Below are 13,028 nucleotides of genomic sequence, written 5' to 3'. Positions count from 1 at the left end.
AGCCGGAAATCGAAAAGTTGCAGCAATGAAGGAACAGTGTGTCCGACGGAACACACCTTCATTGTGCGCCGCCGTTGGAATTCCGCCGCCCGCGCCATCCCGTCCGCAGGGCTCCGGCATCGCCCCGGACACAGCAAAGGCACAGGCTGCGCCCCGCATCGGCTGTTGCCGCGGGCGGGCTTTTATGGTCTTTTCACCGGCATCCGCCGCGGTATCGTGCGCGGTACCCCGAATTTATTGATCCAGGTTCCGACCATGCGCCGTTCCCGTGTCCTTCGCCTTGCCCCCGTCGTGCTCGCGGCGTCGCTCGCCGTGGCCGGCTGCTCCAGCTGGGGCGGCCAGACGGAAACCGTCGATGAGCAGATCAAGAAGGAATACAAGTTCGGCAGCCTTCTCGGCACCGACGGCGGCTTCAGCCTGTTCGGCAAGAACAAGCGCAACGGTGCCGAGCAGGGCGATCCCAACGGCATCGGCGTCAACAGCTTCCTGTGGCGCGCCTCGCTGGACACGCTGTCCTTCATGCCGATCGTCTCCGCCGACCCGTTCGGCGGCGTCATCCTGACCGACTGGTACACCCCGCCGGACACCCCGAACGAGCGCTTCAAGGTCAACCTGTACATCATGGATCGCCAGCTCCGCGCCGACGGCGTGCGGGTGTCGGTGTTCAAGCAGCAGCGCGCCGGGTCGGACTGGCGCGACAGCGCGGTCGGGCCGGAGACGGCGACGACGCTGGAGGACGCGGTGCTGACCCGCGCCCGCCAGATCCGCGTCGCCCAGCAGGCCGCGGCACGCTGAACGGGGGCGCCGGGCGGGGTGGGGGGCAGGCATCGGTCCGCCGCCTGTTGCCCCGCCGTCGGCGCCTTATTTGTCTAGATCCACGAAACTCACGGAACGGCGTCTGCGGTCATGTCGCGTTACAATGTCAAGGAAACCGAAGCGAAGTGGCAGGGCGAGTGGGAGCGGCAGGGCTGCTTCACCGCGCGCGAGGACGCTTCCCGTGAGAAGTATTACGTGCTGGAGATGTTCCCCTACCCGTCGGGGCGCATCCATATGGGGCATGTCCGCAACTACACCATCGGCGATGTGATCGCGCGCTACAAGCGCGCCCGCGGCTTCAACGTGCTGCACCCGATGGGCTGGGACGCCTTCGGCCTGCCGGCGGAGAACGCCGCGCTGGAGAAGAAGACCCACCCGGCCAAATGGACGCGCGAGAACATCGCGGCCATGCGCGCCCAGCTGAAGACGATGGGCCTGTCCATCGACTGGGACCGCGAGATCGCCACCTGCGACGTGGAGTATTACCGCCACGAGCAGAAGATGTTCCTGGATTTCCTCAAGGAAGGCCTGGCCTACCGCAAGGAGTCCTGGGTCAACTGGGACCCGGTCGACAACACGGTCCTCGCCAACGAGCAGGTGATCGACGGCCGCGGCTGGCGCACCGGGGCGCTGGTCGAGAAGCGCAAGCTGTCGCAGTGGTTCCTCAAGATCACCGCCTACGCCGACGAGCTGCTGAAGGGGCTGGACACGCTGGACCGCTGGCCGGAGCGCGTGCGCCTGATGCAGGAGAACTGGATCGGCAAGTCCACCGGCGTGCGCTTCCGCTTCGACCTCGTCGGGCGGACGGATAAGCTGGAGGTCTTCACGACCCGGCCCGACACGCTGTTCGGCGCCTCCTTCGCGGCGATCTCGGCCAACCATCCGCTGGCCGCCGAACTGGCCACCGGCAACCCCGCGCTGGCCGAGTTCATCGCCGAGTGCAACCGTCTGGGCACCAGCGAGGAAGCGATCGAAACCGCCGAGAAGCGCGGCTTCGACACCGGGCTGCGGGTGGTGCATCCCTTCGACCCGTCCTGGGAACTGCCGGTCTACGTCGCCAACTTCGTGCTGATGGAATACGGCACGGGCGCCATCTTCGGCTGCCCGGCCCATGACCAGCGCGACCTGGACTTCGCCCGCAAGTACGGCCTGCCGGTCACGCCGGTGGTCGTTCCGGCGGACGCCGATCCCGCTGCCTTCACGGTCGGCGACGAGGCCTATACCGGTCCCGGCCTGCTGCGCAATTCGCGCTTCCTCGACGGGCTGGAGGTCGAGCCGGCCAAGCAGGAGGTCGGCAAGCGGCTGGAGGAGCAGGGGCAGGGCGAGCGCACCACCCAGTACCGCCTGCGCGACTGGGGCGTTTCCCGCCAGCGTTACTGGGGCTGCCCGATCCCGGTCATCCACTGCGAGAGCTGCGGCATCGTCCCGGTTCCGCAGCAGGATCTGCCGGTCGTTCTGCCGGACGACGTGACCTTCGACAAGCCCGGCAACCCGCTGGACCACCACCCGACGTGGAAGCACACGAGCTGCCCGAGCTGCGGCAAGCCGGCGGTGCGCGAGACGGACACCTTCGACACCTTCATCGAGTCGAGCTGGTATTTCGCCCGCTTCTGCTCGCCCAAAGCCGAGGACGTCGCCTTCACGCGCGAGGCGGTGGATTACTGGCTGTCCGTGGACCAGTACATCGGCGGCATCGAGCATGCCGTGCTGCACCTGCTCTATTCCCGCTTCTGGACGCGGGCGATGAAGCAGTGCGGCTACCTGAACGTGGAGGAGCCCTTCGCCGGTCTCTTCACCCAGGGCATGGTCAATCACGAGACCTACAAGGACGCCGGCACCGGCGCCTGGCTGGCCCCGACCGACATCCGCAAGAACGATCTCGGCGACTACATCCGCAACGACAACGACGGTCCGGTGACGGTCGGCCGCGTCGAGAAGATGTCGAAGTCCAAGAAGAACGTGGTGGATCCGGCGCACATCATCGGCACCTACGGCGCCGACGCCGCCCGCCTGTTCATGCTGTCCGACAGCCCGCCGGAACGCGACCTGGAATGGACCGAAGCCGGCATCGACGGCGCCTGGCGCTACATCAACCGCCTGTGGCGGATGGTGACGGAATCGCCGGTCGCTCTGCCGCCCACCGGGACGCCGAAGCCGGACGTCTTCAGTGCCAAGGCCGAGGCCACCCGCCGTCTGGTCCACAAGGCCATCGCCGGCATCTCGGAAGACCTGGAGAAGTTCCGCTTCAACAAGGCGGTGGCCCGCGTGCGCGAGCTGTCCAACGCCCTGGCCGAGCTGGACGGCGCGGGCGAAGGCGAAGCCTGGGTCCTGCGCGAAGGCTTCGAGGCCACCGTCCGCCTGATCGCCCCGATGATGCCCCATCTCGCCGAGGAGCTGTGGGCGCAGCTCGGCCATGCCACGCTGCTGGTCAACCAGCCCTGGCCGCAGGCCGACGCCGCCCTGGTGGTCGAGGACTCGGTCACCATGGCGGTGCAGGTCAACGGCAAGCTGCGCGCGACGCTGGAGCTGCCGCGCGACATGGCGAAGGATGCCGCGGAGCAGGCCGCCCTGGCCGATCCAAACGTCCAGCGCGCCCTGGAGGGCAAGCCGGTGCGCAAGGTCATCGTCGTCCCGAACCGGGTGATCAATGTCGTCGTCTGACCTTCATAACGACAATAGCCACAACGGCAAAGCCGGCGTCCGGCGGCGGGGGCTTCTGGCCTTCGCCCTGCTCGCGCCGGCGGTGCTTGCCACGGCGGCCTGCGGTTTCCAGCCCATGTATGGAAACCTCGGGGCGAACAGCATCGGCACCGCCGAGCTCCAGCAGGTCGAGATCGGCGGCATCAAGGACCGTTATGGCCAGAAGCTGCGCAATCTCCTGATCGACCGCTTCTACGCCGATGGCCGCCCCGCCGCCCCGCGCTACCGGTTGGAGACCGTGCTGACCGCGTCGGAGCAGAAGCTGTCCCTTCAGAAGGACGCGACCGCCACCCGCGCCCAGCTCGTCGTGAACGCCCCTTACCAGCTCATCGACGCGGCAACGGGCGCGATCCTGTTCCAGGCCAACGCGCGCTCCTACATCAGCTACAACGTGCTGGAGCAGCAGTACGGCGCCCTGGTCACGGTGGAGAACGCCTACGACCGCGCAATTCTGGAAATCTCCAACGAGATCACCACCCGCGTGGCCGCCCAGCTCGGCCGCAAGCTCTGATCCACACTGGACAACCGGAGGCCGGTCCTCCGCCACCGACGGTGTCTTCGTGAAGCTGCAAGCCCGGGCGATCGACGGCTTCCTGCGCAGCCCCGATCCCAAGATCCGCGCGGTCCTGCTCTACGGCCCGGACACCGGTCTGGTGCGCGACCGCGCCATGGGGCTGGGCCGCACCGTGGTCGCCGACCTGTCAGACCCTTTCCGGGTCACCGAGATGCTGGGCCGCGCCGTCGCCGACGACCCCGCGCGTCTGGCCGACGAGGCCGCCGCCCTGTCCTTCACCGGAGGCCGCCGCCTGATCCGCGTGCGCGAGGCGGAGGACAACGTCGCCGCCGCCTTCACCGCCTTCCTGGCTGCACTTCCGCCCGGCGACAGCCTCGTCATCGTCGAAGCCGGCGATCTCGGCAACCGGTCGAAGCTGCGCACCCTGTTCGAAGGGGCCGACGGCGCCGTCGCCATTCCCTGCTATGTGGAGGAGGAGGCGGCGCTCGGCCGGGTCATCGCCGACATCCTGCACGGCCATGGCCTGACCGCCGACCCCGACGCCCTGACCTTCCTTGCCGGCAACCTGGTCGGCGACCGCATGGTGGCGCGCGGCGAGATGGAGAAGCTGGCGCTCTACATGGGCACTGAGACGCGTGTCCGACTGGAGGATGCCCAGGCCTGCGTCGGTGACAGCGCGGCCCTGTCGCTCGACGAGCCGATCTGGGCGGCGGCGGAGGGCGACTTCGCGACGCTCGACCGCTCGCTGGCCCGGCTGTTCGCCGAGGGCATGTCCCCGGTGCCGATCCTGCGCGCCGCCCAGCGTCATTTCCAGCGGCTGCAGCTGGTCGCCGGGCAGGTGGCGGCGGGCAAGTCGGCGGACGCCGCGGTGGAAGCGCTGCGCCCGCCGGTGTTCTTCAAGATGAAGCCGCGGCTGACCGGTCAAGCCCGCCGCTGGCCGGCGCCGCTGGTCCGTCAGGCGCTGGAGCGGCTGGTCGAGGCCGAGGCGGATTGCAAGCGCACCAACATGCCTGACCAGACGCTCTGCGCCCGCGTCCTCTTCCAGCTCGCCTCGCTGGCGCGGCGCTGACGCTCTTCCTTATTTTGCGGCCCCTTATTTGGCAGCCAGGAACTGCGGCACGCGCAGCAGGATCAGCTCGTTGTGGTCCTGCTTGCCCAGCGCACGGCCCGACGAGTAGGGGAGGTTGTTGTCGTTGCCGACGACGATGTGCTCGGCGTCCACCACATCGACATTCTCGATGGTCACGAAGGGGAAGGTGAACGTGCCCTTGTCGCCGCCGAGCCGGGCGACGCCCTTCGGATCGTCGATGTCCATCAGGTCGACATAGCCCACCTTCTTCACGAAGCCCTCCGCGTCGGCTTGGGCGAAGTCGATTTTGTAAACACGCTTGAACTTCGCCGGGACGTTGAAGCAATCCGGGGTGGGTTGGCCGGTGCAGCCCTGGGCCGGGTTGCCCTCGCCGTTGTCGCGCTCGATGATCAGGCCGGTGGTGGCGTCGATCATGTTGAAGTCGCCGATGTTGTTGCCGTTGGCCTCCAGAAGGTATTTGAAGCTGCGGCCCGTGAAGTCGCCCTTGGCGACGTCGAACTCGGCGATGCGCAGATACTCCCGCCCGTCCTTGGTCTCCCAGGCACCACCCGTCCCAAGCTGGGCGTTGAACAACGGCCCTTCGAACAGCGTGTAGAGGAACCGGCCGTCCTTCGACGCGGCCATCCCTTCGAAGCCACGCGAGCGCCGCACCTCGAAGCCGACGGCGCCCGGCACAGCCGGGGTGGACACCGCGTAATGGTCGGGGGAGCGCACGGGCTTGCCGTCCACCGTGCTCTCATGCAGGGACAGCAGCGTGCCGGTCCGGTCGGTCACCAAGATGTAGGGGCCGAACTCGTCGCCGAAATACATCCGGTCGCCGATGATCTGCACGCTCTCGACGTCGAAGTCGGCACCCGTCAGGTAGCGTTCCTTGGTCGCCTCGGTAACGATGGGGAAGGGCACCTTGCGGTCGGGATCGCGCAGGAACAGCGTCTCGGCCACCGCCGCCGCGCCGGTCTTCCAATCGATGGTCAGCCTGTGCACCGTCAGCATGGCGTCGGCGGAGTTGCCCTTGCTGCCGAAGCCGTTGTCGGTCAGCACCAGGAAGCTGCCGCCGCCCAGCGCCTTGATCCCGGAGAAGCCCTGGACCGGCTGGCCCTCGAAGGGCAGTGCCATGCCGGTGCCGCGCGCCGCGCCGGGTGCCGACAGGAAGGATGTGCCGTCGATGCTGCGGGGCTGGTCGACGCGCTTGCGGTCGGCAGCGGTGAACTTGCCGGAGGTGCGGAAGAGGTCCGGCGCGTCGGCGGGCGGCGTCACAAAGGTCGCCGCGTCGATGACGCCGTGCCCGACCAATTCCGCCGGGAATTTCTGGTCCGCAAGAGCCGGCCCCGCAATCAGTGCCGCGGTAAGGCCGGCAAGGCACAGGCCGTGGATAGGCTTCATGATTTCCCCCTCTGTGTCGGCTCCGGCCACGTCGCTGCGGCCGGACGACCCTGTTTAGGGGGAGATCATGTTAGTGCCGTTTCACTAAAGTGACAGTTTGGTTCCGCGACTTCCTACTCACCACCAAGCCGGCGCAGTACGTCGTCGAGCTGGTCCAGCGTCTGGTAATGAATGGTGATGGAGCCGCCCTTGCCCTGGGGCGTGATGGCGACCTTCAGCCCGATGCGGGCCGAGATCTCCTCCTCCAGATTCACCAGATCGACGTCCTTGAGCGTCGGGTCGGTGGCGGCACCGCCACGTCCGCCAGCCTTCTTGGTCTTGACCGGCGCACTGCCGCGCATCAGGTCTTCGGTCTGGCGGACGTTCAGCCCACGCTTGACCACCTCGCGCGCCACCGACACCGGATCGGAGGAGGTGAGCAGGGCGCGGGCGTGACCGGCGCTGAGTGCCCCCTCCTGCACCATGCCCTTGACCGGATCGGGCAGGGCGAGCAGGCGCATCATGTTGGCGACGTGGCTGCGGCTCTTGCCGACCGAGCGCGCCAGATCCTCCTGGGTGTGTTCGAACTCCTCCATCAGGCGCTTATAACCCTCCGCCTCTTCGAGCGGCGTCAGGTCCTGGCGCTGGATGTTCTCGATCAGCGCGATTTCCAGCGCTTCACGATCCGACAGCTCGCGGATGACGACCGGCACTTCGTGCAGGCCGGCGATCTGCGCGGCCCGCCAGCGGCGTTCGCCGGCGATCAGCTCATAGGAGTTGGTCGTCTCCGAATCCCGGCGGACGAGCAGGGGCTGGAGGATGCCCTTGTCGCGGATCGACTCGACCAGCCCCTGCAGCGCCTCATCGTCGAACGTGCGGCGCGGCTGGTACTTGCCGGGATGGATGAACTCGATGGGCACCTGCTTGGACTGGCGCACCTTGTCGAGCGCGGAATAGTCCTCCGCCGCCTCGCCGAACAGGGCGGACAGGCCACGACCCAGGCTGGCGCGGCGGGCACCGCCGTCCGAACGTTTGGTATCCTCCATCACGCGCTCAGCCTCTTCTCACGGCGCAGCACCTCGCCGGCCAAATGAATGTATGCCTGCGACCCAGGGCAGCGCATGTCGTAGATCAGCACCGGCTTGCCGTGGGACGGCGCCTCCGAGACCTTCACGTTCCGCGGGATGACGGTGTCGTAGACCTTCTCCCCGAAGAAGCCGCGGACGTCGGCGGCCACCATGTCGGACAGGTTGTTGCGCTTGTCGAACATGGTCAGCACGACGCCATGGATATCGAGGTCTGGGTTGAAGGCGCGCTTCACCCGCTCGATGGTGCGGACGAGGTGGCTGAGCCCCTCCAGCGCGTAGAACTCGCACTGCAGCGGCACCATCACGGCGTGGGAAGCGACCAGCGCGTTCAGCGTCAGCAGGCCGAGCGCCGGCGGGCAGTCGATCAGCACGTAGTCGTATTCCAACGCGCTCTTGTCCACCGCCTCGCGGAGCCGGAACTCGCGCCGCTCGGAGGTGACCAGCTCGACCTCGGCGCCGGACAGATCGACGGAGGAGGTGATGATCGACAGGTTCGGCACCGTCGACACCGTCGCGGCGTCCTCCAGCGGCATGCCGTCGAACAGCACGTCGTAGATGCCGACACGCCGGTCGGCGCGCGGGATGCCGAGGCCGGTGGAGGCGTTGCCCTGGGGATCGAGATCGATCACCAGAACACGCTTGCCGATGGCGGCCAGGGCGGTTGCCAGATTGATGGTGGTCGTGGTCTTGCCCACGCCGCCTTTCTGGTTGGCAATCGATATGACGCGAGCAGAGGGAAGGGCGGAGGGCATGTCAGCCTCGCGGGAAGCGTCGGAGCGGGAATGCATCAGGGTCGCGGTCTTAGACACGGGCGATACCACTCACACGCAGGATGGTTCCGGTGGGGTCGGTGCGGCTGTCGAAGCGCTCGGTCCGCATCTTCCAATATTTGGTGGTATCGGTCAATTCGTCCGCCACATTTTGCCCCTTGGGAAACAGTGCCGCACCCCGGTCCTGGAGGAAGGGATAGGCCCAGGTCAGCAGGTCGTTCAGCGGCGCCAGGGCACGGGCCGTCACCACGTCGGCGGCAATCGGCGGCACCGCCTCGATCCGCTTGTTGTGGACGGTGACCGGCGCTCCGGCGACGCGGGCCGCCTCGCGCAGGAAGGCGCATTTGCGGGAGTCGCTCTCCACCAGATGAACCTCCGGCACACCCATGATCGCGAGGATCAAGCCGGGGAAGCCGGCGCCGCTGCCCAGATCGACCAGCACCCGAGCGCCTTCGGGCAGCAGCGGGTAGAGCTGCGCGGAGTCGAGGAAATGACGGCGCCAGGCGTCGGGCAGGGTGGAGGGACCGACGAGGTTGATCTTCGGCTGCCACTTGCGCAGCGTCGCCTCATAGGCGGCGAGGCGGTCCAGCGTTTCACGTGAAACACCGGTCTCATCCTGGAAGGCCGCAGCATCGAACAGGCTCATCAGACGGCCACCTTCACGTCGCGCCGTTTCACGTGGCGGAGCAGGGATACCAGCGCCGCCGGGGTCATACCGGGAATGCGGGCCGCTGCCCCCAAAGTCGCCGGGCGGGCCTGCCGGAGCTTCTGCCGGATCTCCGCCGACAGGCTGCCGATGGTGTCGGGATCGAGATCGTCGGGCAGCTCCAGCGCCTCGTCCTTGCGGAAGGCACGGATGTCGGCCTCCTGCCGGTCGAGATAGCCGGCGTATTTCCCGTCGATCTCCAACTGCTCGGCAACGTCGGCAGGGATCGCCGATAGCTCCGGCCACAGCCGGGCGAGAGTGGAGAGGTCGAGGTCGGGATAGCGCAGCAGGTCGGCAGCGGTCCGCCGCACACCGTCCTGGTTGACCGCGATGCCCTGCCGTTGCAGCTCCGCCGGGGTGGCCTGAAGGGCGCGCACCAGCGTGCGACCGGTGGACAGCGCCTCGGCCTTCGCCGTGAAAGCGTCGCGCCGCGCCGACCCGACGCAGCCGATGGCCAGCCCCTTCGGTGTCAGTCGTTGGTCGGCGTTGTCGGCGCGCAGGATCAGCCGGTACTCGGCGCGCGAGGTGAACATCCGGTAGGGCTCGTTGGTGCCCCGGGTGATCAGATCGTCGACCAGAACCCCGATGTAAGCGTCGGCGCGGTCGAGCACGAAGCCCTCCGCCGAGCCGCCGGCCAGCAGGGCGGCGTTGATGCCGGCCATCAGGCCTTGCGCCGCCGCTTCCTCGTAGCCGGTGGTGCCGTTGATCTGGCCGGCGAAGAACAGACCGGGAGTCCGGCGGGTCTCCAATGTCGGCTTCAGTTCCCGCGGGTCCACGAAGTCGTATTCGATGGCGTAGCCGGGACGAATCATCACCGCCCGCTCCAGCCCCGGCATCGTCTTCAGAAAGCCGAGCTGGACATCGCGGGGCAGGGAGGTCGAGATGCCGTTCGGATAGACCGTGTCATCGTCCAGCCCCTCCGGCTCCAGGAAGATCTGGTGGCGCTCCTTGTCGGCGAAACGCACCACCTTGTCCTCGATGGACGGGCAGTAGCGCGGGCCGGTGCTCTGGATTTTGCCGGAGTACATCGGCGCACGGTGGAGGTTGCCGCGAATCAGCGCGTGCATCTCCGGCGTCGTCCAAGTGATCGCGCAGTCGATCTGCGGCGTGTCGATGCGGTCGGTCAGATAGGAGAAGGGCGGGGGCGGCGTGTCGCCCGGCTGCTTCTCCAGAACGTCCCAATCGATGGTCTTGCCGTCGAGCCGCGGCGGGGTGCCGGTCTTCAAACGGCCAAGCGGAAAACCCAAACGCGCCAGCGTGTCCGACAGACCAATGGACGGCGCCTCGCCGACGCGTCCCGCCGGGGTGGTTTCCTCGCCGATGTGGATCAGCCCGCGCAGGAATGTTCCGGTGGTCAGCACCACGCTTCCCGCCGCGAGGGTCTCGCCGGAACCGGTCACCACACCCGTGACGCGGCCGTCCTCGCCGATGGTCAGGTCCTCGGCGCCACCGGCCTCGATGGACAGGTTCGGCTGTTCCGCGAGGATCGCCTGCACCGCCTGCCGGTACAGCTTGCGGTCGGCCTGGGCGCGTGGGCCGCGGACGGCGGGACCCTTGCTGCGGTTCAGGATGCGGAACTGGATGCCGCCGCGGTCGATGGCGCGGGCCATGACGCCGTCGAGCGCATCGATCTCGCGCACCAGATGCCCTTTCGCCAACCCGCCGATGGCCGGGTTGCAGGACATCTCGCCGATGGTGTCCAGCTTGTGGGTGAGCAGCAGGGTGCGCGCACCCATGCGCGCCGCGGCGGCGGCAGCCTCGCAACCGGCGTGGCCTCCGCCGACAACAATGACGTCGAACGTTCGCATGGCCGGACCATAGCCGAGTCAGCGCCGGACGCCAAGCGCCGCGACGCCGCGCGGCCCGTGTTTCACGTGAAACAGAGCGGCACGGCGCGTTTGTCACGACATCCATAGTTCACTTGCCGATGCAGAAATCCCGGAAGATCACATCCAGCAGGTCTTCGACATCGACCCGCCCGGTGATGCGACCAAGGGCGCGGCTCGCCAGACGCACATCCTCGGCCATCAGCTCCGGCAATGGAGCGGTCAAGGCGCGGCGAAGGGCATCCCGACACTCCTCCAGGGCGGAGCGGTGGCGGGCACGGGTCAGGGCGGGGGCACCGCTGCCCGCCAGCCGATCGGCGGTAAACGCCGTCAAACGCCGCTCCAGCTCCGGCAGGCCGGCGCCGGTCCGGGCCGAGACCGCCACCGCTTCCCAGCCGCCGACCACCGGCACCGCGGCATCGACGACGTCCGTCTTGTTCAGGACGACCACCGTGTCCTTGTCGAGCAGGGCGACGGTCGCCGGGTCGAGTGTGGGTAGGGCGGTGGCATCGAACACGGCGACCTTCACGTCGGCCCGGGCGGCGCGGTCGAGTGCGCGGCGGATGCCTTCTTCTTCCACCTCGTCGGCGGCCGCCTCCCGCAGGCCCGCCGTGTCAGCCAGCACCACCGGGTAGCCGCCAAGGTCGAGATGGACTTCGATCACGTCGCGGGTAGTGCCGGCGCGGGCCGAGACGATGGCGGCCTCGCGGCGAGCGAGAGCGTTCAGCAGGCTCGACTTCCCAGCGTTCGGTGCGCCGACGATGGCGATGTGCAGCCCCTCGCGCAGCCGTTCCCCACGGCCACGGTCATCGAGGTGGGCGTCGATCTCGCCGGCGAGAGTGCTCAGTATGGGACGCGCGGCGTCCGAGACGCCGGAAGGCAAATCCTCATCAGGGAAGTCAATGTCGGCCTCGATGTGGGCGAGCGACCGGGTCAGCCGATCGCGCCAGCCGTCGTAGAGTTTGCCGAGCGCTCCCTCCATCTGGCGCAGGGCCTGACGGCGCTGGACAGAGGTCTCCGCGTCCACGAGGTCGGCGACCGCCTCGGCCTCGGTGAGGTCGAGCTTGCCGTTCTCGAAGGCGCGGCGGGTGAACTCACCGGGTTCGGCGACGCGCAGGCCGGGCAGGGTGGACAGCGCCTCCACCACGCCGGCCACCACGGCGCGCCCGCCATGCAGGTGCAACTCGACCACGTCCTCACCGGTGAAGCTGCGGGGGGCGGTGAAGCGCAGGACCAGGGCGTCGTCCAGCGCCTCGCCGGTTTTGGGATCGCGCAACCGGACGAGCGTGGCCATGCGGGGTCCGGGAAGCGGCTTGCCGGTCAGGGCGGCGAGCGCGTCGCCGGAAGCCGGACCCGAAACGCGAACCACCGCCACACCGGCGCGGCCGGGGGCGGTGGCGAGGGCGAAGATGGTCGGGATCATCGTGCCGAGTATCATCGTGCCGGTTCCGGAACGATCAGCCGACCTGTTCCGGCAGCAGTTCTTTTTGTTCCGGCTTCAGCATGAGCCGTTCCACGCGGTCACCACCAACCAAGTGCGTCTCCAGGATCGCGTCCACGTCGGCGAAGGAGCGGTAGGTGTACCAGACGCCCTCTGGATAGATGACCAGCACCGGACCCAGCTCGCAACGGTCCAGGCAACCGGCGGCGTTGATCCGCACACGGCCGTCCAGACCCAGCTCGCGGGCGCGGGCCTTCATGTAGTCGCGGAGTTTTTCGGAACCCCGGGCGGCACAGGAACCGCGCTTGTGTCCGTCGGGGCGGCGGTTGGTGCAGGAGAAAACATGGGCTTCGAAGTAGGGCTTCGGATCGGTCACTTGCGTCCATCCTGTCCCATGGCGGCGGCCATCTGGGACCAAAACATTTTCTGAAGCTGCTCCATGCCCTGAATCCCCGCCGGCAGCCACGTCTTCATCATCGTCTCGGGGTCCATGGCGAGCAGGGAGGCCTGCATCCGGTCCTGAATCTCCTGCATCATGGCGTCCTGCATGGGCTTCACGTCGGGAAGGCCCAGGAAGTGGCGCGCCTCCTCGGGAGTGCAGTCGATGTCGATGGTGATTTTCATGGCCCCATTCCCTTGGAAGGCGCGCGGTGCGCGGGAAATTAAGGGTTGAGCGCCGCTTCGGCTCATGCCCCACTATACAGATAGGGAGCCC

The 13,028-nt window shown here is 67.8% G+C and carries 12 protein-coding genes; 4 read left to right on the top strand and 8 right to left on the bottom strand.

Features of this window, described 5'->3' with window-relative positions; genetic code table 11:
- Positions 1-255 precede the first annotated feature (255 nt).
- From ACWPXE_RS26895 to holA, 4 genes are all read left to right on the top strand, one after another.
- Positions 256-795 (top strand): DUF3576 domain-containing protein, encoded by a 540-nt coding sequence (locus ACWPXE_RS26895; protein WP_014238944.1) that lies wholly within the window; start codon positions 256-258, stop codon positions 793-795.
- Between the two features lie 111 nt (positions 796-906).
- Positions 907-3,477, top strand: a complete 2,571-nt coding sequence (leuS, locus tag ACWPXE_RS26890; RefSeq protein ID WP_454020283.1) for a leucine--tRNA ligase — start codon at positions 907-909, stop codon at positions 3,475-3,477.
- On the top strand, positions 3,464-4,027 hold the full coding sequence (lptE, locus tag ACWPXE_RS26885; protein WP_454020282.1) for an LPS assembly lipoprotein LptE: 564 nt from the start codon (positions 3,464-3,466) through the stop codon (positions 4,025-4,027). The genes leuS and lptE overlap by 14 nt, the downstream gene beginning before the upstream one ends.
- A gap of 49 nt (positions 4,028-4,076) precedes the next feature.
- Positions 4,077-5,099, top strand: a complete 1,023-nt coding sequence (holA, locus tag ACWPXE_RS26880; protein ID WP_454020281.1) for a DNA polymerase III subunit delta — start codon at positions 4,077-4,079, stop codon at positions 5,097-5,099.
- Positions 5,100-5,123: 24 nt separating this feature from the next.
- On the opposite strand, the gene ACWPXE_RS26875 is transcribed toward holA, so the two are convergent.
- From ACWPXE_RS26875 to ACWPXE_RS26840, 8 genes are all read right to left on the bottom strand, one after another.
- The gene (locus tag ACWPXE_RS26875; RefSeq protein WP_454020280.1) at positions 5,124-6,503 is read right to left on the bottom strand and encodes an esterase-like activity of phytase family protein; all 1,380 of its coding nucleotides are present in this window, start codon (positions 6,501-6,503) and stop codon (positions 5,124-5,126) included.
- A 113-nt stretch (positions 6,504-6,616) separates the two neighbouring features.
- Positions 6,617-7,528 carry a ParB/RepB/Spo0J family partition protein gene (locus ACWPXE_RS26870; RefSeq protein ID WP_454020279.1) on the bottom strand — a complete coding sequence of 304 codons (912 nt, stop codon included), beginning with the start codon at positions 7,526-7,528 and terminating at the stop codon, positions 6,617-6,619.
- Complete coding sequence (locus tag ACWPXE_RS26865) at positions 7,528-8,322, bottom strand: ParA family protein (protein WP_094301379.1); 795 nt, start codon at positions 8,320-8,322, stop codon at positions 7,528-7,530. Before ACWPXE_RS26865 ends, ACWPXE_RS26870 begins: the two co-directional genes overlap by 1 nt.
- A 49-nt stretch (positions 8,323-8,371) precedes the next feature.
- Positions 8,372-8,986, bottom strand: a complete 615-nt coding sequence (gene rsmG, locus ACWPXE_RS26860; protein WP_454020278.1) for a 16S rRNA (guanine(527)-N(7))-methyltransferase RsmG — start codon at positions 8,984-8,986, stop codon at positions 8,372-8,374.
- Positions 8,986-10,854 (bottom strand): tRNA uridine-5-carboxymethylaminomethyl(34) synthesis enzyme MnmG, encoded by a 1,869-nt coding sequence (gene mnmG / locus ACWPXE_RS26855; RefSeq protein ID WP_454020277.1) that lies wholly within the window; start codon positions 10,852-10,854, stop codon positions 8,986-8,988. The genes rsmG and mnmG overlap by 1 nt, the downstream gene beginning before the upstream one ends.
- A gap of 109 nt (positions 10,855-10,963) precedes the next feature.
- Positions 10,964-12,295: a tRNA uridine-5-carboxymethylaminomethyl(34) synthesis GTPase MnmE gene (gene mnmE / locus ACWPXE_RS26850; RefSeq protein WP_454020538.1), complete on the bottom strand. Its 1,332-nt coding sequence runs from the start codon at positions 12,293-12,295 to the stop codon at positions 10,964-10,966.
- 34 nt (positions 12,296-12,329) lie between these two features.
- Complete coding sequence (locus ACWPXE_RS26845) at positions 12,330-12,689, bottom strand: (2Fe-2S) ferredoxin domain-containing protein (RefSeq protein WP_237904559.1); 360 nt, start codon at positions 12,687-12,689, stop codon at positions 12,330-12,332.
- Entirely contained in the window at positions 12,686-12,937 is a 252-nt protein-coding gene (locus tag ACWPXE_RS26840; RefSeq protein WP_014238933.1) for a DUF6489 family protein, read from the bottom strand. The genes ACWPXE_RS26845 and ACWPXE_RS26840 overlap by 4 nt, the downstream gene beginning before the upstream one ends.
- Between the last annotated feature and the right edge of the window lie 91 nt (positions 12,938-13,028).

Source organism: Azospirillum sp. Marseille-Q6669 (assembly GCF_965111635.1).
The sequence above is the reverse complement of the archived record's forward strand: the minus strand, read 5'-3'. Positions and strand labels throughout refer to the sequence as shown.

Excerpts from the sequence above, each read along its gene's own strand:
- ACWPXE_RS26895 (WP_014238944.1), top strand. The coding sequence starts at position 256 with ATGCGCCGTTCCCGTGTCCTTCGCCTTGCCCCCGTCGTGCTCGCGGCG.
- lptE (WP_454020282.1), top strand. The coding sequence starts at position 3,464 with ATGTCGTCGTCTGACCTTCATAACGACAATAGCCACAACGGCAAAGCC.
- mnmE (WP_454020538.1), bottom strand. The coding sequence starts at position 12,295 with ATGATCCCGACCATCTTCGCCCTCGCCACCGCCCCCGGCCGCGCCGGT.
- ACWPXE_RS26865 (WP_094301379.1), bottom strand. The coding sequence starts at position 8,322 with ATGCCCTCCGCCCTTCCCTCTGCTCGCGTCATATCGATTGCCAACCAG.
- ACWPXE_RS26875 (WP_454020280.1), bottom strand. The coding sequence starts at position 6,503 with ATGAAGCCTATCCACGGCCTGTGCCTTGCCGGCCTTACCGCGGCACTG.
- ACWPXE_RS26870 (WP_454020279.1), bottom strand. The coding sequence starts at position 7,528 with ATGGAGGATACCAAACGTTCGGACGGCGGTGCCCGCCGCGCCAGCCTG.
- rsmG (WP_454020278.1), bottom strand. The coding sequence starts at position 8,986 with ATGAGCCTGTTCGATGCTGCGGCCTTCCAGGATGAGACCGGTGTTTCA.
- ACWPXE_RS26840 (WP_014238933.1), bottom strand. The coding sequence starts at position 12,937 with ATGAAAATCACCATCGACATCGACTGCACTCCCGAGGAGGCGCGCCAC.
- leuS (WP_454020283.1), top strand. The coding sequence starts at position 907 with ATGTCGCGTTACAATGTCAAGGAAACCGAAGCGAAGTGGCAGGGCGAG.
- mnmG (WP_454020277.1), bottom strand. The coding sequence starts at position 10,854 with ATGCGAACGTTCGACGTCATTGTTGTCGGCGGAGGCCACGCCGGTTGC.